Genomic DNA, 15,283 nt, shown 5'->3' with positions numbered 1-15,283 from the left:
TGCGAGCGCTACATCTATAAGAGCTGCACTTATAAAAAGAGAGCAAAAGATGAAAATCACCAAACTGACAACCTTCATCGTTCCGCCGCGCTGGTGCTTCCTCAAGGTCGAAACCGACGAAGGCGTGACCGGTTGGGGCGAGCCTGTGGTCGAAGGCCGCGCGCACACCGTGGCGGCCGCCGTTGAAGAATTGTCCGACTACTTGATCGGCAAAGACCCACGCAATATCGAAGACATCTGGACCGTGCTGTACCGCGGCGGCTTCTACCGGGGCGGCGCGATCCACATGAGCGCGCTGGCCGGTATCGACCAGGCGTTGTGGGACATCAAGGGCAAGGCCCTGGGCGTTTCGGTCAGCGACCTGCTCGGTGGCCAAGTGCGCGACAAGATTCGCGTGTATTCGTGGATTGGCGGCGACCGCCCGGCGGACACCGCTCGCGCGGCGAAAGAAGCGGTCGAGCGTGGTTTCACTGCGGTGAAAATGAACGGCACCGAAGAGCTGCAATTCCTCGATTCCTTCGAGAAAGTCGACCTGGCTCTGGCCAACGTTGCCGCCGTGCGTGATGCGGTAGGCCCCAACGTCGGCATCGGCGTCGACTTCCATGGCCGGGTGCACAAGCCGATGGCCAAGGTGCTGATGAAGGAACTCGACCCGTACAAACTGATGTTCATCGAAGAGCCGGTGCTTAGCGAAAACTACGAAGCATTGAAGGAACTGGCACCGCTGACCAGCACCCCGATTGCCCTCGGAGAGCGCTTGTTCTCGCGCTGGGATTTCAAGCGCGTGCTCAGCGAAGGTTACGTCGACATCATCCAGCCGGACGCGTCCCACGCCGGTGGCATCACCGAAACCCGCAAGATCGCCAACATGGCCGAAGCCTATGACGTGGCGCTGGCGCTGCATTGCCCGTTGGGCCCGATTGCCCTGGCGGCGTGCCTGCAATTGGACGCAGTTTGCTACAACGCGTTCATCCAGGAGCAGAGCCTGGGCATCCATTACAACGAGAGCAACGACCTGCTGGATTACGTGAAAGATCCGCGGGTGTTCGACTACGACAAAGGCTTCGTGAAAATCCCGAACGGCCCGGGTCTGGGCATCGAGATCAATGAGGAATACGTGATCGAACGCGCCGCCGTCGGCCACCGCTGGCGCAACCCGATCTGGCGCCATGCCGATGGCAGTTTTGCTGAGTGGTGAGTTCTCTCTGACCCACCGCAAATCCCTGTGGGAGTCAGCCTGCTGGCGATCTGGTCGGCACACCCAGAATTCTTGGTGACTGACACACCGCTATCGCCAGCAGGCTGGCTCCCACAGTTTGATCTCCATGGACAGGGGGATTTTCGGCAAACCCCGATTTCAAATCGACCTCAATAAACATAAGAAGAGGCACTCCCCATGCAACCGCAAACCCTTACCGGGCAGGCGTCGTTGGTGGCACCCAGCCGCAAGCGGTTTTTCATCATGGTGCTGCTGTTCATCACCGTGGTCATCAACTACCTCGACCGCAGCAACCTGTCCATCGCCGCTCCCGCGCTAACCAGCGAACTGGGCATCGACCCGATCCACGTCGGGCTGATTTTCTCGGCCTTCGGCTGGACCTACGCCGCTATGCAAATCCCCGGCGGCTGGCTGGTGGATCGGGTGCCGCCGCGCATCCTTTACAGCGTTGCGTTGCTGCTATGGTCAATCGCCACCGTCATGCTCGGCTTCGCCGCCAGCTTCATCGCGCTGTTCGTCTTGCGCATGGCGGTCGGTGCCCTGGAAGCCCCGGCGTATCCGATCAACAGCCGCGTAGTGACCACTTGGTTTCCGGAACGCGAACGCGCCACGGCGATCGGTTTCTACACTTCCGGGCAGTTCGTGGGGCTGGCATTCCTGACGCCGGTACTCGCCTGGCTGCAGCATGAGTTTGGCTGGCACATGGTGTTTGTCAGCACCGGTGCGGTCGGTATTCTCTGGGCGGTGATCTGGTACGCGGTGTATCGCGAGCCACGGGATTTCAAGGGCGCCAACGACGCCGAAATCGAGCTGATCCGCGAAGGTGGCGGGCTGGTGGATATCCAGGCCGAGCAAGCCAAGGTCAAGGCGAAATTCAGCTGGACCGACCTCGGCATCGTCCTGACCAAACGCAAATTGTGGGGCATCTACCTCGGTCAGTTCTGCCTCAACTCGACGCTGTGGTTTTTCCTGACGTGGTTCCCGACCTACCTGGTGAAATACCGCGGCATGGACTTCATCAAATCCGGCCTGTTGGCGTCGCTGCCGTTTCTCGCCGCCTTCGTCGGCGTGCTGTGTTCCGGGTTCTTCTCCGATTTCCTGATCCGTCGCGGCTACACCGTGGGCTTCGCGCGCAAATTGCCGATCATCGGCGGCTTGCTGATCTCCACCTCGATCATCGGTGCCAACTTTGTTGAATCGACACCGTTGGTGATTGCCTTTCTCGCGTTGGCGTTCTTCGGTAACGGGCTGGCTTCGATCACCTGGTCGCTGGTGTCGACACTGGCTCCGGCGCGGTTGCTCGGATTGACCGGTGGGGTGTTCAACTTCATCGGCAACCTGTCAGCGATTACCACGCCGATTGTCATCGGTTTCCTGGCGACCGGTGATTCGTTCGCCCCGGCGATCACCTACATCTCGGTTCTGGCATTGATTGGCGCGCTTTCCTACATCTTGCTGGTCGGCAAGGTCGAGCGTATCAAGTTGTAGTCGCAGCCATCGGGCGACCATAATGCCGCCCGTTCACTCGCTCAACGGTAAAGGCTGGATATGCAGGAAGATGCCCAAAAAATCGCCAAGGACGCCGCGCCAACCGGCACCCAGACACTGCTTCGTGGCCTGGGTGTGGTTCAGGCCGTGGCCAGTGGCGCCCGCGATCTCAAGGAAATCGCCCGGCTGATCGGCACGACGCGCAGCACCACCCATCGTCTGGCCAGTTGCCTGGTGGACGAGCGTTACCTGCGCGTCGTTCCGCAAGTCGGTTATCTGCTGGGGCCGAAGCTGATCGAGCTGGGTTTTCAGGCGCGTGAAGAGTTGCCGTTGGTGACCCTGGCCGGGCCGTATCTGGATGAATTGTCGGCGTTGACCGGCGACACCATTCACTTGGCGATTCGTGAAGGCGACGAGGTGCTGTACCTGCACAAGAATCCGGGGCGCAATGGCCCGGAAATGCGTTCGCGGGTCGGCCATCGCATGCCGTTGGCGCGCACCGGGATCGGCAAAGCCTTGATGCTCGATGACACGCAGGAAGAATGGCAGCGGCTGTACGAGGTTAGCCTGCCGGCAGGTGGGAAAAATCAGTTTTGGCCGCTGCACCCGGAGCAGTCCTGGGAGCAGTTTCAGCAGCGCATGATCGAGTACGTGGCCGGCGGTTACGCCTTCGATCTGGAAGATAACGAACCGTCGATCCGCTGTGTCGCGGCGCCGATCCGCGATGCCAGCAAGCGCATCGTCGCCGGCATCAGCATCGCCAGCACCGTGCCGTACATGCCGCTGGAAAAAATGGCCGAGCTGATTCCCCTGATCAAAGGGGTCACAGCCCGGCTGTCTGCGGAGCTTGGCGCGAAGGTCTGATTAGACCTTCAGCGTCGCCATGTCGATGACAAAACGGTACTTCACGTCACCAGCGATCATGCGAGCGTAAGCCTCGTTGATCTGGCGGATGTCGAGCATTTCGATGTCGCAGGTGATGTTGTGTTCGGCACAGAAATCCAGGACTTCCTGGGTTTCGGCAATGCCGCCAATCAGCGAGCCGGCCAGTACGCGACGGCTCATCACCAGTTTGCCGGCGTGGATCGGTGGGTCGACCGGTTCGATCAGCCCTACCAGAATGTGCACACCGTCGAAACGCAAGGTATCGAGGTAGGGATTGAGGTCGTGCTGCACCGGAATGGTGTCCAGCAGGAAGTCGAAATGACCCGCCGCGGCCTTCATCTGTTCGGCATCGGTGGACACGATCACGTGGTCCGCGCCTTGACGACGTCCTTCTTCAGCCTTGCTCGCCGAGCGGGTGAACAACGTCACTTCCGCGCCCATCGCCTTGGCGAACTTGATGCCCATGTGGCCGAGGCCGCCCATGCCCAGAATCCCGACCTTGTCGCCGGCCTTCACGCCGTAGTGCTTGAGCGGCGAGTAGGTGGTGATGCCCGCGCAAAGTATTGGCGCAGCGCTGGCCGGGTCGAGTTTTTCCGGGATGCGCACAACGAAGTGTTCGCTGACCACGATGCTGTCGGAATAGCCGCCCATGGTATTGCTGCCATCGACCCGGTCCGGGGTGGCGTAGGTCATGGTCGGACCTTCGAGGCAATATTGCTCGAGGTTGGACTGGCAGGCTTCACAGCTGCGGCAGGAATCGACCATGCAACCGACGCCAACCAGATCGCCGATTTTGTGCTGGGTGACATTCGCACCGACGGCAGTAACTTTGCCTACGATCTCGTGGCCGGGCATCAGCGGGTAAACGGCTATGCCCCACTCGTTGCGTGCCTGATGGATGTCGGAATGGCAGACGCCGCAGTAGAGAATATCGATCGCCACGTCGTCGGCCCTTGGGCTGCGGCGCTCGAATTTCACGGGGGCGAGGGGAGTGGTGGCCGACTGGGCGGCGTATCCGATGGCGGTGTACATGATGAACCTCGCAAAAGCAGTGACAAGTGAGGCGACGCATTTTGGGCGCCGTGTCTGCCACCGGCCATGGCGAATCCTCCGGGTGTCATGCCTATTCCTCCGGCATCAGCGTTCGTTTGATCAAATGGGCGATCAGACCTGCGATGATGCTTTCATCCCGTTTTCCGCGACTTTTTTGTGAAGAGCTCCCATGTTGTTAACCCGTCATCTAGACGCCAATGCCACGCTGGTTTCGCTGATTGAGCCTCTGACCACTCGCGATGGTTTCGCCGCTACGGCGTTGCCGGGTGTGCAGGTTTTGCGTGCCAGTTGTGATGTGGCTCGTGGTCCGCAGATCTACGAGCCAAGCCTGGTGATCATCGCCCAGGGCAGCAAATTGGCGTATCTGGGACCGCGTACGCTGGAATACGGCGCCGGGCATTATCTGATTCAGGCATTGCCGGTGCCGTTTGAGTGCGAAACGTTTTCAGCGCCGGACGGGCCGATGCTCGGGGTTTCCATTGCCATTGACCGGGTGTTGCTCGGTGAGTTGGTGTTGGCCATGGGGCTGGTGCCAGGGCGCACGGTGCCTGCGCAAACACTGGAATCCATGACTTCGGCGGTGCTTGACGATGCGATGCGTGGTTGCGTGGAGCGACTGTTGCGTTGCCTGCACGATCCGCTGGAATGCCAGATCATGGGGCAGGCGCGTTTGCGGGAATTGTTGTTCGTCGCGTTGCGCGGTCCTCAAGCCGATGTGTTGCGGGCGCTGGTGGAGCAGCAGGGGCAATTCGCGCGGATTGCGGCTTCGCTCAACCATCTGCACGGGCATTTCACCGAACCGTTGAATGTGGAAACCCTGGCCAGTTGCGCAAACATGAGTGCGTCGACGTTCCATGAGCACTTCAAGCGCAGCACCTTGTTGTCGCCGGTGCAGTATTTGAAGCGTTTGCGCTTGCTCAAGGCGCAGCAGTTGTTGCTCGCCGAGGGGTTGGGTGTGGCGCAGGTGGCGCATCGGGTCGGGTATCAGAGCACGTCGCAATTCAGTCGTGAGTACAAGCGCTACTTCGAGCGTAATCCCGGGGATGAGCGCGCTGCCTGAGTTGACGAAGAAAACTGTGGGAGCGGACTTGTCCGCGATGGCGGTGTGTCATCCAGCATTGAGTTGACTGACCCACCGTAATCGCGGGCAAGCCCGCTCCCACAGGGATCTGTATTGGGGCTTGAATCGCGGGCAACAAAAAGGCCCCCATTCCGGGAGCCTTGATGTTCAGGCGTGCGACTTACATGTTCGGGTAAGTCGGGCCGCCAGCACCTTCCGGCGCCACCCACGTGATGTTCTGTGCAGGGTCCTTGATGTCGCAGGTCTTGCAGTGAACGCAGTTTTGGGCGTTGATCTGGAAGCGCTTCTCGCCGTCTTCCTTGGTCACCACTTCGTACACGCCGGCCGGGCAGTAACGCTGGGCAGGCTCATCGTACAGCGGCAGGTTCTTGGCGATCGGAATGCTCGGATCGGTCAACTTCAGGTGGCACGGCTGTTCTTCTTCGTGGTTGGTACCGGAGATGAACACCGAGCTGAGTTTGTCGAAGCTGATTTTGCCGTCCGGTTTCGGGTAGTCGATCTTCTTGCAGTCGGCCGCGAGCTTCAGGCAAGCGTAGTCCGGCTTGTTGTCGTGCAAGGTGAACGGCAGTTTGCCGCCGAAGATGTTCTGGTCGAGCCAGTTGAAACCGCCGCCGACGATGGCGCCGAACTTGTGGATCGCTGGGCCGAAGTTACGGCTGGCGAACAGTTCGTCGTAGAGCCAGCTCTTCTTGAACGCGTCGACGTAAGTGGTCAGCTCTTCGGTGCCGTCCTTTTCAGCGAACAGCGCCTCGGCCACGGATTCAGCGGCCAGCATGCCGGACTTCATCGCGGTGTGACTGCCCTTGATCTTGGCGAAGTTCAGGGTGCCGAGGTCGCAACCGATCAGCGCGCCGCCCTTGAACACCATTTTCGGCAGCGAGTTCAGGCCGCCTTTGCAGATGGCGCGCGCGCCGTAGCTGATGCGCTTGCCGCCTTCCAGGTACTGCTTGAGCACCGGGTGATGCTTGAGGCGCTGGAACTCGTCGAACGGCGACAGGTAGGTGTTGCTGTAGGAAAGATCGACGATCAGACCGACGACCACCTGGTTGTTTTCGAGGTGGTAGAGGAAGGAGCCGCCGGTGTTCTCGGTGCCCATGATGTCCATCGGCCAACCGGCGGTGTGGACCACCAGGCCTGGCTGATGCTTGGCCGGATCAACTTCCCAGATTTCTTTCAGGCCGATGCCGTAGTGCTGGGCGTCGGCTTCGCTGTCGAGGTTGAAGCGCTTGATCAACTGCTTGCCGATGTGGCCGCGGCAACCTTCGGCGAACAGCGTGTACTTGCCACGCAGTTCCATGCCCGGGGTGTACAGGCCTTCTTTCGGATTGCCTTCGCGGTCAACACCCAGGTCGCCGGTGATGATCCCGCGAACCACGCCGTTCTCGTCGAACAGCGCTTCCTGTGCGGCGAAGCCCGGGTAGATTTCAACGCCCAGGTTTTCGGCCTGCTGAGCCAGCCAGCGGCACAGGTTGCCCAGGGAGATGATGTAGTTGCCATCGTTGTGCATGGTCTTGGGCACAAAGAAGTCAGGGATTTTTTGCGCGCTGTCGGCGTTTTTCAAAACGAAGATGTCGTCGCGGGTCACTGGCGTGTTCAGCGGCGCGCCGAGTTCTTTCCAGTCCGGGAACAATTCGTTCAGGGCTCGGGGTTCAAAGATCGCACCGGACAGGATATGTGCACCGACCTCGGAGCCTTTTTCGACCACGCAGACGCTGATTTCCTTGCCGGCTTCAGCAGCCTTCTGCTTCAAGCGGCAGGCGGCGGAAAGACCCGCGGGGCCGGCACCGACGATGACCACGTCGAATTCCATGTATTCGCGTTCCACAGGCTATCTCCTACTCAAGGCTCAACAGTTTTTTTTCTAATTGGAGGTTTGGTGTCGCATCCATGAATTCCTGCGCAATGCGCGGAACAGGACAATCGATTGACCACCTTTCTCTCTGGGTGGCGCATTATATCTACACCACTCCTAGCGTCCAATACAAACGTTTGTTTGAATTGGCTCAAAGCCAGAGAAATCAAAGTCACGCGGCTTATGAACGGCTATTTTGCCGTATTGACCGGAATAGGCGTTCCGGTCAAGATACGGTCGGTTTTGCGCTCGCCGTAGGCTGACTGTTGGTATCAAGAGCACCTCTAAAGACAGGGCGATGGCAGTACAAGGTGATTTGCTGCGCAGGTTTGGCGCGCAGTTTACACGCCGCGATAATGAATGACTCGTCGGTCACCACTGACGAACGGTCATCCACCTCGTGAGCAAGGTTCACCCGATACACCTGCCAGCGTTTTTAGAGGTGCCCTTGCGCCGATGAGCATCAAACCGCCAGGTTCGCCTAGGCGACTTTCTTTTCACCGGAGAGTAACGAGGAATCCATGAAGGTTCTTGTAGCTGTCAAACGCGTTGTGGATTACAACGTCAAGGTTCGCGTCAAGGCGGACAATTCCGGCGTCGACCTCGCCAACGTCAAGATGTCGATGAACCCGTTCTGCGAAATCGCAGTGGAAGAAGCCGTACGCCTGAAAGAGAAAGGTGTTGCGACTGAAATCGTCGTCGTTTCCATCGGCCCGTCCACCGCTCAAGAGCAACTGCGCACCGCGCTGGCTCTGGGTGCTGACCGCGCCATCCTCGTCGAATCCGCCGAAGATCTGACTTCCCTGGCCGTTGCCAAGCTGTTGAAAGCCGTTGTCGACAAGGAACAGCCTCAGCTGGTGATCCTCGGCAAACAAGCCATCGACAGCGACAACAACCAGACTGGCCAGATGCTCGCTGCATTGAGCGGCTACGGTCAGGGCACCTTCGCTTCGAAAGTCGAAGTGTCCGGCGACACCGTTGCCGTGACTCGCGAAATCGACGGCGGCGCGCAGACGGTTTCCCTGAAACTGCCGGCCATCGTCACCACCGACCTGCGTTTGAACGAGCCGCGCTACGCGTCCCTGCCGAACATCATGAAAGCCAAGAAGAAGCCTCTCGAAGTGCTGACTCCGGACGCTTTGGGCGTTTCCACCGCCTCCACCAACAAGACCGTGAAAGTCGAAGCGCCTGCTGCACGCAGCGCGGGTATCAAGGTCAAGTCGGTGGCTGAACTGGTCGAGAAACTGAAAAACGAAGCGAAGGTAATCTAAATGACTATCTTGGTTATTGCTGAACACGACAACAAAGTAGTGGCCCCGGCCACACTGAACACCGTGGCTGCTGCTGCCAAAATCGGCGGTGACATCCACGTTCTGGTAGCTGGCCAGGGCGTTGGTGCCGTGGCTGAAGCTGCTGCGAAAATCGCTGGCGTGAGCAAAGTCCTGATCGCTGACAATGCCGCTTACGCGCATCAGTTGCCGGAAAACGTTGCTCCTCTGGTTGCCGAGCTGGGCAAGGGTTACAGCCACATCCTGGCTGCCGCCACTTCCAACGGCAAAAACATCCTGCCGCGCGTTGCCGCGTCGCTGGACGTTGACCAGATCTCCGAGATCATCTCGGTCGAAAGCGCTGACACCTTCAAGCGCCCGATCTACGCCGGTAACGCGATCGCAACCGTTCAATCGAACGCTGCGGTCAAAGTGATCACCGTACGTGCTACCGGTTTCGACCCGGTTGCCGCTGAAGGTGGTTCCGCTGCTGTTGAAGCGGTGGCTGTTGCTCACGACGCTGGCACTTCGAGCTTTGTTGGCGAAGAACTGGCCAAGTCCGATCGTCCGGAACTGACCGCTGCCAAGATCGTCGTTTCCGGCGGCCGCGGCATGCAGAACGGTGACAACTTCAAACACCTGTACGCCCTGGCCGACAAGCTGGGCGCTGCCGTTGGTGCTTCCCGCGCCGCGGTCGACGCAGGTTTTGTACCCAACGACATGCAGGTCGGTCAGACCGGCAAGATCGTTGCTCCACAGCTGTACATCGCCGTCGGTATCTCCGGCGCGATCCAGCACCTGGCCGGCATGAAAGACTCCAAAGTGATCGTTGCGATCAACAAGGACGAAGAAGCGCCGATCTTCCAGGTGGCCGACTACGGCCTGGTGGCAGACCTGTTCGAAGCCATCCCCGAGTTCGAGAAGCTGGTCTAATCCAGTCGCTTGACTTATAAAGAGCCCGGCCTTTTGGTCGGGCTTTTTTTTGTTCCGGATTTGAGTGGGAGAGTGTTGCCATGGATCTGCGTCGCGTATGTGGCTGGTCATTACTGCTAGGGCTGACGGTGTTGCCGGCGCTGGCCGTGGCCGCAGGCAAGTGCGAGCGCCTGGTGGTGACCGGCAGCCCGGACGCGCCACCGTACTTGTGGCAAGACCCACAAAACCCCAAGCACTTGATCGGCGCCAGTGCTGATTTATTGCAGCACGTGGCGGGGGAACTGGGTATCAAGGTCGAACTGCTTTACGCCGGCAAACGTGCCCAGGCGCTGGACGAAGTGCGCAGCGGGCGCATGGACATGCTGGCCGACGCGCCGTTGACGGTCGGCGAGTTGGAAAGCCTGGATTTCATCCACCCGCCGCTTCTGGAAAACGATTACCTGGTCTGGACCCGCAAAGACTCGGCATTGGCCTACAACGAAGCGCAAGACCTGCACGGTCATCCAGGCGCCGTGTCGGAAAAGTCTCGAATGACCCAGGCATTCGGCACTTTCGCCGAGCAGCAATTGACCCTCGTGCGTACTCCAAACCTGACCCAGGCCTTGCAGAAACTGCTCCTGGGTGAGGTGGAATTTGTCCTCGCCGGACGCTACTCGGGCATGGCCGCCGCGCAAACCCTGAGCATGGCCAACGACCTGGTCGCTCGCCCGAACCCGATCGACAAACCCGGCCTGTTCCTCGCGGTTTCCCATAACTCCGCCTGCAACGATCCGTGGTTGCGCGGACAGCTGGCCAAAAAGATGACAGAATTGCCCGCGTCCGGACTGACGGAGGCCGTGCTGCAACGCAATATCGAACGCTGGAAAGCGCAGCAGCAACAGCAGCCACCGCAACAACCCGTCAGTACCCCAAAACAGTAGGGATTTTTAGTGAGTATTCGACCTCTTTTCGCTGCCCTGGCCGTTCTGGCTCTGGCGGGTTGTGCAGCCGATCCGGCGCCGAATGAACAAATACGCCTGACCGAACAGGCGCTCGTACAAGCCAAAGCCGTGGGGGCCACTGTCGACGACGTGCCAGAGCTCAAACTGGCCGAAGACAAGTTTTCCCGTGCCCAGGGCGACATGACGGATCAGTCCTACAGGCATGCGCGCATGCGGGCCGAACAGGCCGAACTGGACGCGCGCCTGGCCGAAGCCAAGGTGCTGACCCTCAAGAGCGAGGAGCAGCTGAACGTGCTTAATACCCGCATCACTCGCCTGCGCAAGCAACTGGGAGATGCCCAATGAGCCTCAAGTCCAAAGCACTCGGCGGTTTGATCCTGGCCGGTTGCGCGAGCCTTTACGGTTGCGCCGGCCAACACAGCGAGAGCGCATTGCAGCAGGCCGGAAGTGACTTCCAGAAGGTCAAGGAAGATTCCAACGTGCTGCGAATCGCGCCCAAGGATGTGATCCGTGCCGGTGAATCCCTGGCCCGCGCCGATCGTCTTTCCAGCTATTGGGGCAGCGGTTCGGACGTGGTGCATTACGCCTACCTGAGCCAGCGCTACAGCGAAATCGCCCGTGAGCACACCAATCAGGTGCTCAACGAAGAGCGCGCGGCGAAGCTCGAGCTGGAACGTCAGCGCCTGCAGCTGGCCCTGCGTGAGTCCAAGTTGCTCAGTGTGCAGCAGCAGGGCAAATGGCTCGAAGAACAGATTGTTGCCCTGGCCACCACGCAGACCGACCGTGGTCTGGTGATGACCCTGGGCGATGTGCTGTTCGACACCGGCGAGGCGGAGCTGAAGAATTCGGCGAACCGCGTGGTCCTGAAAATCGTGCAGTTCCTGCAGCTCAACCCCAAGCGTGTGGTCCGCATCGAGGGCTACACCGACAGCACCGGCGGCAAGCAGGACAACCTCAAACTGTCCCGTGACCGTGCGCAATCGGTGGCGGACGTGCTGATGGACCTGGGTATCGACGATAAACGCATCAAGGTCGAAGGCTACGGCGATGAGTATCCGGTGGACGTGAACGCTTCCGAGCGTGGTCGCGCGCAGAACCGTCGGGTGGAAATTGTGTTCTCCGACGAAAAAGGCCAGCTCGGCGCCGCTCGCTAAGGGCTGCGTTTCTGGAAAACCCGGCCTGCCCGACAGCGCCGGGTTTTTTTGCGCCTGCCAAATGCCTCTCAAAACAGTACAGTTTTTGCTGACACTGCACTGTACGGTCGACTATTGTGGCAACTGTCCCAGTACACTTCTAAACTGTTCCGGTATTGTTTCACACAAGAATAAAATGCCCGTGAAATCGAGTGCTGCGTCATGACCAATCTTTTGCTCTACCAACGTATTGCTCAGCAACTGGCCGAAGACATCCGCCGTGGTGTCTATCAACCGGGGGAACGCGTGCCTTCGGTGCGCAAGATGAGCTCGCAGCTCAACGTCAGCCATGCGACCGTTTTGCAGGCTTACGCCAATCTCGAGGATCAGGGGCTGATCCGCGCCCGGCCGCAGTCGGGCTATTACGTGCACCAGACACCAGCCCTGACAGCGCCAACGCCGGACATCGCCCGGGTCGAGCGGCCCGGTCTGGTCACCCGCAGCAGCATCATTCAGCAAGTGCTGGTCGAATCCCGTCGCGAGGGTGTTTTCCCCTTGGGCGCGGCAGTACCGAGCGTCGATTATTTGCCGGTCCGCGCTTTGCACCAGCAATTGGCCAAAGTCACCCGTTTCCATAGCCCGCGTGCCTTCAGTTACATGTTCAGCCCCGGTTTTGAACCGTTGCGCCGGCAGGTGGCGATCCGCATGCGTGATGCCGGCGTGGTGGTTGATCCTTCCGAAGTGGTGATCACCCACGGCTGCGTCGATGCGTTGCAGATGTCACTGCGCGTACTGACCCGGCCGGGCGACCTGATCGCCGCCGAGTCACCGACTTATTATGGTTTGTTGCAACTAGCCGACCTGCTGGGCCTCAAAGTCATCGAGATCCCGAGCGACCCGGCGACCGGCATGAGCCTCGAAGCCCTGCAACTGGCAGCCAACCAGTGGTCGATCAAGGCGCTGGTGCTGACCACGCGTCTGAGTAATCCACTGGGCGGCACCATGCCCGAAGAGCGGCAGAAGCAACTGCTGCGCCTGGCCTCGGATTTCGATATCCAGATCGTTGAAGACGATATCTACGGCGAGTTGATGTTCGAGCAAGGTCGGACCAAATCGCTTAAGGCCTACGACCGGCTGGATCGAGTGATCTATTGCTCGAGCTTCTCCAAGACCCTGTCACCGGGCGTGCGGATTGGCTGGATGATCGCCGGCAAATACCAGCAAGAGATTCAGCGTTTGCAGACGTTCAGCACGCATTCGGCGTGCAGCGTCACGCAAATGGGCATCGCCGCGTACCTGGAGAATGGCGGTTACGACCGTCACTTGCGCTACATCCGTCAGGAATACCGCAAGAACCTCAGCGCCTTCCAGTTGGCGGTGCAGCAGTACTTTCCGGAAGGCACGCAGATGACCCGGCCCACGGGCGGCTTCATTCTGTGGGTCAGCCTGCCAGGACGGGTCAACACTCAGGAGCTGCATGTGCGTGCGTTGCAGCAGGGCATCAGCATCGCACCGGGGCTGATTTTCAGTAACACCGAGCAGTTCAATCACTGCATTCGCCTGAACTGTGGCACGCCCTGGAATCGTGAAGCCGAGCGGGCATTGATGACGTTGGGGATGTTGGCCACGCAGCTATGCCAGGAGACGGCCAGCGGTTTCTGACAAGAACACCGGTCGTTTCGTACACGTGCTTGTCATGTTGCGTACAACAGGCGAGCATATGGCCCTCTGTCGTTAGCGTCGTTGGTTCCATGAAGCCGATTTTTCCTGCCGTCTGCCTATCGATCTGTCTCTTCATGACCGTTCATGCCCAAGGCGTCATGGCGGCTTCGACCCAGGAAAAACCGGTAGCCAGCGCAACCTCGAAAAAACCAGCGACCGTCAAGAAAGCCGCTGCGGTGAAAAAGAACGCCGCCCCGGTCAAAAAGAAACCGGCAGCGCTGAAAAAACGACCGCCGATTGCCTCCAAGTCCAAATCGGCCCGTGAAGTGGCGAAGACCCAACTCCCGTCCGCCGATCTGGACTTGAGCCTGCCTAAAGACATGGTCGAAGAGCTGAAACCGGTCGGGACGGTCCCATTGCCGCGACGCGACGCCGTGTTGCCGCAAATGTTCGGTGACAAGAACAGTCAGTTTCAGCTCAACGGCCGGCTGCTCAGCAACGAAATGCAGTTACAACTGCGCAATGAGGAACGTCGGGACGTCGAAGGCGCAGCGCTGGATTTCGAGTTCAAGCAGTAAATCTGCTCTGATTCGTGACCCGCGACCCAGACGCTTTGTCGGAGACTGGTCAGTCACATTCGTTTGAGCGCAAAAACCCCGGTTTTGGTAATTTTAAACAGCTGTTTTAGCGGTTACTCTGTGCGCCGTCCATTAACACATCACCCGTCGCGAGGAGCTTGTCGTCATGAAATGCCGTGAAGGCTGTGGCGCATGTTGCATTGCCCCTTCCATCAGTTCACCGATTCCCGGCATGCCTAATGGCAAAGCCGCTGGCGAACGTTGCGTACAACTGTCTGTCGATAACCTGTGCAGCATTTTCGGCGATCCGAAACGTCCTGCCGTGTGTTCGGCGTTTGAAGCCGACGTCGAAGTCTGCGGAAGCAGCAGCGACGAAGCGATCAAGCTGCTCGGATGGTGGGAGCAAATGACGGCTGCATGATGTGTTCTACGAACGGAACTTCAACAATAAGGAATATGACTATGGGTTCGCTGCATCGTATGGCTGTGCTGTGTGGTTTGACAGTGTTGCTGACCACCACGGCCGCCCAGGCCGAGGACTGGAAAGTCGCCAAGAATCAAGACGGCATCAAGGTGTCCCTGAGTGAAGTGGCCGGTTCCGACTACAAGGCCTACCAGGGCGTGACCCTGATGAAGACCACCATGGCCAAATTGCGCGCGCTGCAGGAAGACGTCTCTGGCGCCTGCGCCTGGATTCACGAGTGCAAGGCCCAGAAGCTGCTCAAGCACGAAGGCGATCAGAGTTGGACCTACAGCCAATTCAATACCCCATGGCCGGTGACCCCGCGTGATTCGGTGCTGCATATCACCACCACCGAAGGCGCCGACGGCAGCCTGACCCGCAAACTCGAAGGCGTGCCGAAGTACATTCCTGAGGAAAAGGGCTTCGTCCGTGTCACCAAAATTGACGGTTTCTGGAAGTTCGTCCCCAAGGGTGACCAGATCGAAGTGACCTATCAGGTGCACACCGAGCCAGGCGGCAGCATCCCGCCGATGGTCGCCAACAAGTTCGTGGTTGATGCACCGTTCAACACCCTCAAAGCCCTGAAGGAACGCGCAGAGAAGTAAGTGCGCGCTGTTTCATCAAACGCCCCGACCTTTCGGGGCGTTTGTTTTTGCGGTTATTTTGTTTCCGGATATACGTTGCACGAAATTTTCACAATGCCTCCAAGACAATTCGCCCGCGTCAG

At 59.2% G+C, this 15,283-nt stretch carries 15 protein-coding genes; 13 read left to right on the top strand and 2 right to left on the bottom strand.

Translation table 11 applies throughout. The annotated features are described in order from the left end of the window. Positions 1 to 49 precede the first annotated feature (49 nt). The 3 genes from dgoD (at position 50) to ACA060_RS20830 (ending at position 3,571) form a co-directional block, all read left to right on the top strand. Entirely contained in the window at positions 50 to 1,198 is a 1,149-nt protein-coding gene (dgoD, locus tag ACA060_RS20840; protein WP_008152275.1) for a galactonate dehydratase, read from the top strand. Between the two features lie 198 nt (positions 1,199 to 1,396). Next, positions 1,397 to 2,707 (top strand): MFS transporter, encoded by a 1,311-nt coding sequence (locus ACA060_RS20835; protein WP_219095381.1) that lies wholly within the window; start codon positions 1,397 to 1,399, stop codon positions 2,705 to 2,707. 60 nt (positions 2,708 to 2,767) lie between these two features. After that, positions 2,768 to 3,571, top strand: coding sequence for an IclR family transcriptional regulator (locus ACA060_RS20830; RefSeq protein WP_497312917.1), 804 nt, complete (start codon positions 2,768 to 2,770; stop codon positions 3,569 to 3,571). On the opposite strand, the gene ACA060_RS20825 is transcribed toward ACA060_RS20830, so the two are convergent. Further along, positions 3,572 to 4,624 carry an NAD(P)-dependent alcohol dehydrogenase gene (locus tag ACA060_RS20825; protein ID WP_497312915.1) on the bottom strand — a complete coding sequence of 351 codons (1,053 nt, stop codon included), beginning with the start codon at positions 4,622 to 4,624 and terminating at the stop codon, positions 3,572 to 3,574. A gap of 190 nt (positions 4,625 to 4,814) precedes the next feature. Between ACA060_RS20825 and ACA060_RS20820 the strand changes: the two genes are divergently transcribed. Continuing rightward, a complete protein-coding gene (locus ACA060_RS20820; protein WP_109633793.1) occupies positions 4,815 to 5,705 on the top strand; it encodes an AraC family transcriptional regulator in 891 nt (296 codons plus the stop codon). A gap of 181 nt (positions 5,706 to 5,886) precedes the next feature. On the opposite strand, the gene ACA060_RS20815 is transcribed toward ACA060_RS20820, so the two are convergent. Continuing rightward, entirely contained in the window at positions 5,887 to 7,551 is a 1,665-nt protein-coding gene (locus ACA060_RS20815; protein WP_497312913.1) for an electron transfer flavoprotein-ubiquinone oxidoreductase, read from the bottom strand. 548 nt (positions 7,552 to 8,099) lie between these two features. On the opposite strand from ACA060_RS20815, the gene ACA060_RS20810 reads away from it, so the two are divergent. The 9 genes from ACA060_RS20810 to ACA060_RS20770 all read left to right on the top strand — a co-directional run bounded on the left by ACA060_RS20810 (position 8,100) and on the right by ACA060_RS20770 (position 15,161). Further along, complete coding sequence (locus ACA060_RS20810) at positions 8,100 to 8,849, top strand: electron transfer flavoprotein subunit beta/FixA family protein (RefSeq protein ID WP_105343061.1); 750 nt, start codon at positions 8,100 to 8,102, stop codon at positions 8,847 to 8,849. Next, a complete protein-coding gene (locus ACA060_RS20805) occupies positions 8,850 to 9,779 on the top strand; it encodes an electron transfer flavoprotein subunit alpha/FixB family protein (protein ID WP_497312911.1) in 930 nt (309 codons plus the stop codon). It begins immediately after the preceding gene. An 80-nt stretch (positions 9,780 to 9,859) separates the two neighbouring features. After that, positions 9,860 to 10,699, top strand: coding sequence for a substrate-binding periplasmic protein (locus ACA060_RS20800; protein ID WP_497312909.1), 840 nt, complete (start codon positions 9,860 to 9,862; stop codon positions 10,697 to 10,699). A gap of 9 nt (positions 10,700 to 10,708) precedes the next feature. Beyond that, positions 10,709 to 11,065 (top strand): DUF4398 domain-containing protein, encoded by a 357-nt coding sequence (locus ACA060_RS20795; RefSeq protein ID WP_109633786.1) that lies wholly within the window; start codon positions 10,709 to 10,711, stop codon positions 11,063 to 11,065. Next, positions 11,062 to 11,874, top strand: coding sequence for an OmpA family protein (locus ACA060_RS20790; protein ID WP_497312907.1), 813 nt, complete (start codon positions 11,062 to 11,064; stop codon positions 11,872 to 11,874). The genes ACA060_RS20795 and ACA060_RS20790 overlap by 4 nt, the downstream gene beginning before the upstream one ends. 201 nt (positions 11,875 to 12,075) lie before the next feature. Next, positions 12,076 to 13,515 carry an aminotransferase-like domain-containing protein gene (locus ACA060_RS20785; RefSeq protein WP_109633782.1) on the top strand — a complete coding sequence of 480 codons (1,440 nt, stop codon included), beginning with the start codon at positions 12,076 to 12,078 and terminating at the stop codon, positions 13,513 to 13,515. An 89-nt stretch (positions 13,516 to 13,604) separates the two neighbouring features. After that, a complete protein-coding gene (locus ACA060_RS20780; RefSeq protein ID WP_497312905.1) occupies positions 13,605 to 14,093 on the top strand; it encodes a translation initiation factor 2 in 489 nt (162 codons plus the stop codon). A gap of 166 nt (positions 14,094 to 14,259) precedes the next feature. After that, positions 14,260 to 14,514 (top strand): YkgJ family cysteine cluster protein, encoded by a 255-nt coding sequence (locus tag ACA060_RS20775; RefSeq protein ID WP_109633779.1) that lies wholly within the window; start codon positions 14,260 to 14,262, stop codon positions 14,512 to 14,514. Between the two features lie 41 nt (positions 14,515 to 14,555). Next, entirely contained in the window at positions 14,556 to 15,161 is a 606-nt protein-coding gene (locus ACA060_RS20770) for an START domain-containing protein (RefSeq protein ID WP_497312903.1), read from the top strand. Positions 15,162 to 15,283: the final 122 nt, after the last annotated feature.

The organism is Pseudomonas sp. LBUM1671 (genome assembly GCF_059695685.1).
The sequence above is the reverse complement of the archived record's forward strand: the minus strand, read 5'-3'. Positions and strand labels throughout refer to the sequence as shown.

What these genes read in the sequence shown, in the direction of transcription:
- ACA060_RS20825 (WP_497312915.1), bottom strand. Translation starts at nt 4,624, where the DNA reads ATGTACACCGCCATCGGATACGCCGCCCAGTCGGCCACCACTCCCCTC.
- ACA060_RS20800 (WP_497312909.1), top strand. Translation starts at nt 9,860, where the DNA reads ATGGATCTGCGTCGCGTATGTGGCTGGTCATTACTGCTAGGGCTGACG.
- ACA060_RS20785 (WP_109633782.1), top strand. Translation starts at nt 12,076, where the DNA reads ATGACCAATCTTTTGCTCTACCAACGTATTGCTCAGCAACTGGCCGAA.
- ACA060_RS20830 (WP_497312917.1), top strand. Translation starts at nt 2,768, where the DNA reads ATGCAGGAAGATGCCCAAAAAATCGCCAAGGACGCCGCGCCAACCGGC.
- dgoD (WP_008152275.1), top strand. Translation starts at nt 50, where the DNA reads ATGAAAATCACCAAACTGACAACCTTCATCGTTCCGCCGCGCTGGTGC.
- ACA060_RS20775 (WP_109633779.1), top strand. Translation starts at nt 14,260, where the DNA reads ATGAAATGCCGTGAAGGCTGTGGCGCATGTTGCATTGCCCCTTCCATC.
- ACA060_RS20770 (WP_497312903.1), top strand. Translation starts at nt 14,556, where the DNA reads ATGGGTTCGCTGCATCGTATGGCTGTGCTGTGTGGTTTGACAGTGTTG.
- ACA060_RS20790 (WP_497312907.1), top strand. Translation starts at nt 11,062, where the DNA reads ATGAGCCTCAAGTCCAAAGCACTCGGCGGTTTGATCCTGGCCGGTTGC.
- ACA060_RS20780 (WP_497312905.1), top strand. Translation starts at nt 13,605, where the DNA reads ATGAAGCCGATTTTTCCTGCCGTCTGCCTATCGATCTGTCTCTTCATG.
- ACA060_RS20820 (WP_109633793.1), top strand. Translation starts at nt 4,815, where the DNA reads ATGTTGTTAACCCGTCATCTAGACGCCAATGCCACGCTGGTTTCGCTG.
- ACA060_RS20810 (WP_105343061.1), top strand. Translation starts at nt 8,100, where the DNA reads ATGAAGGTTCTTGTAGCTGTCAAACGCGTTGTGGATTACAACGTCAAG.
- ACA060_RS20805 (WP_497312911.1), top strand. Translation starts at nt 8,850, where the DNA reads ATGACTATCTTGGTTATTGCTGAACACGACAACAAAGTAGTGGCCCCG.
- ACA060_RS20835 (WP_219095381.1), top strand. Translation starts at nt 1,397, where the DNA reads ATGCAACCGCAAACCCTTACCGGGCAGGCGTCGTTGGTGGCACCCAGC.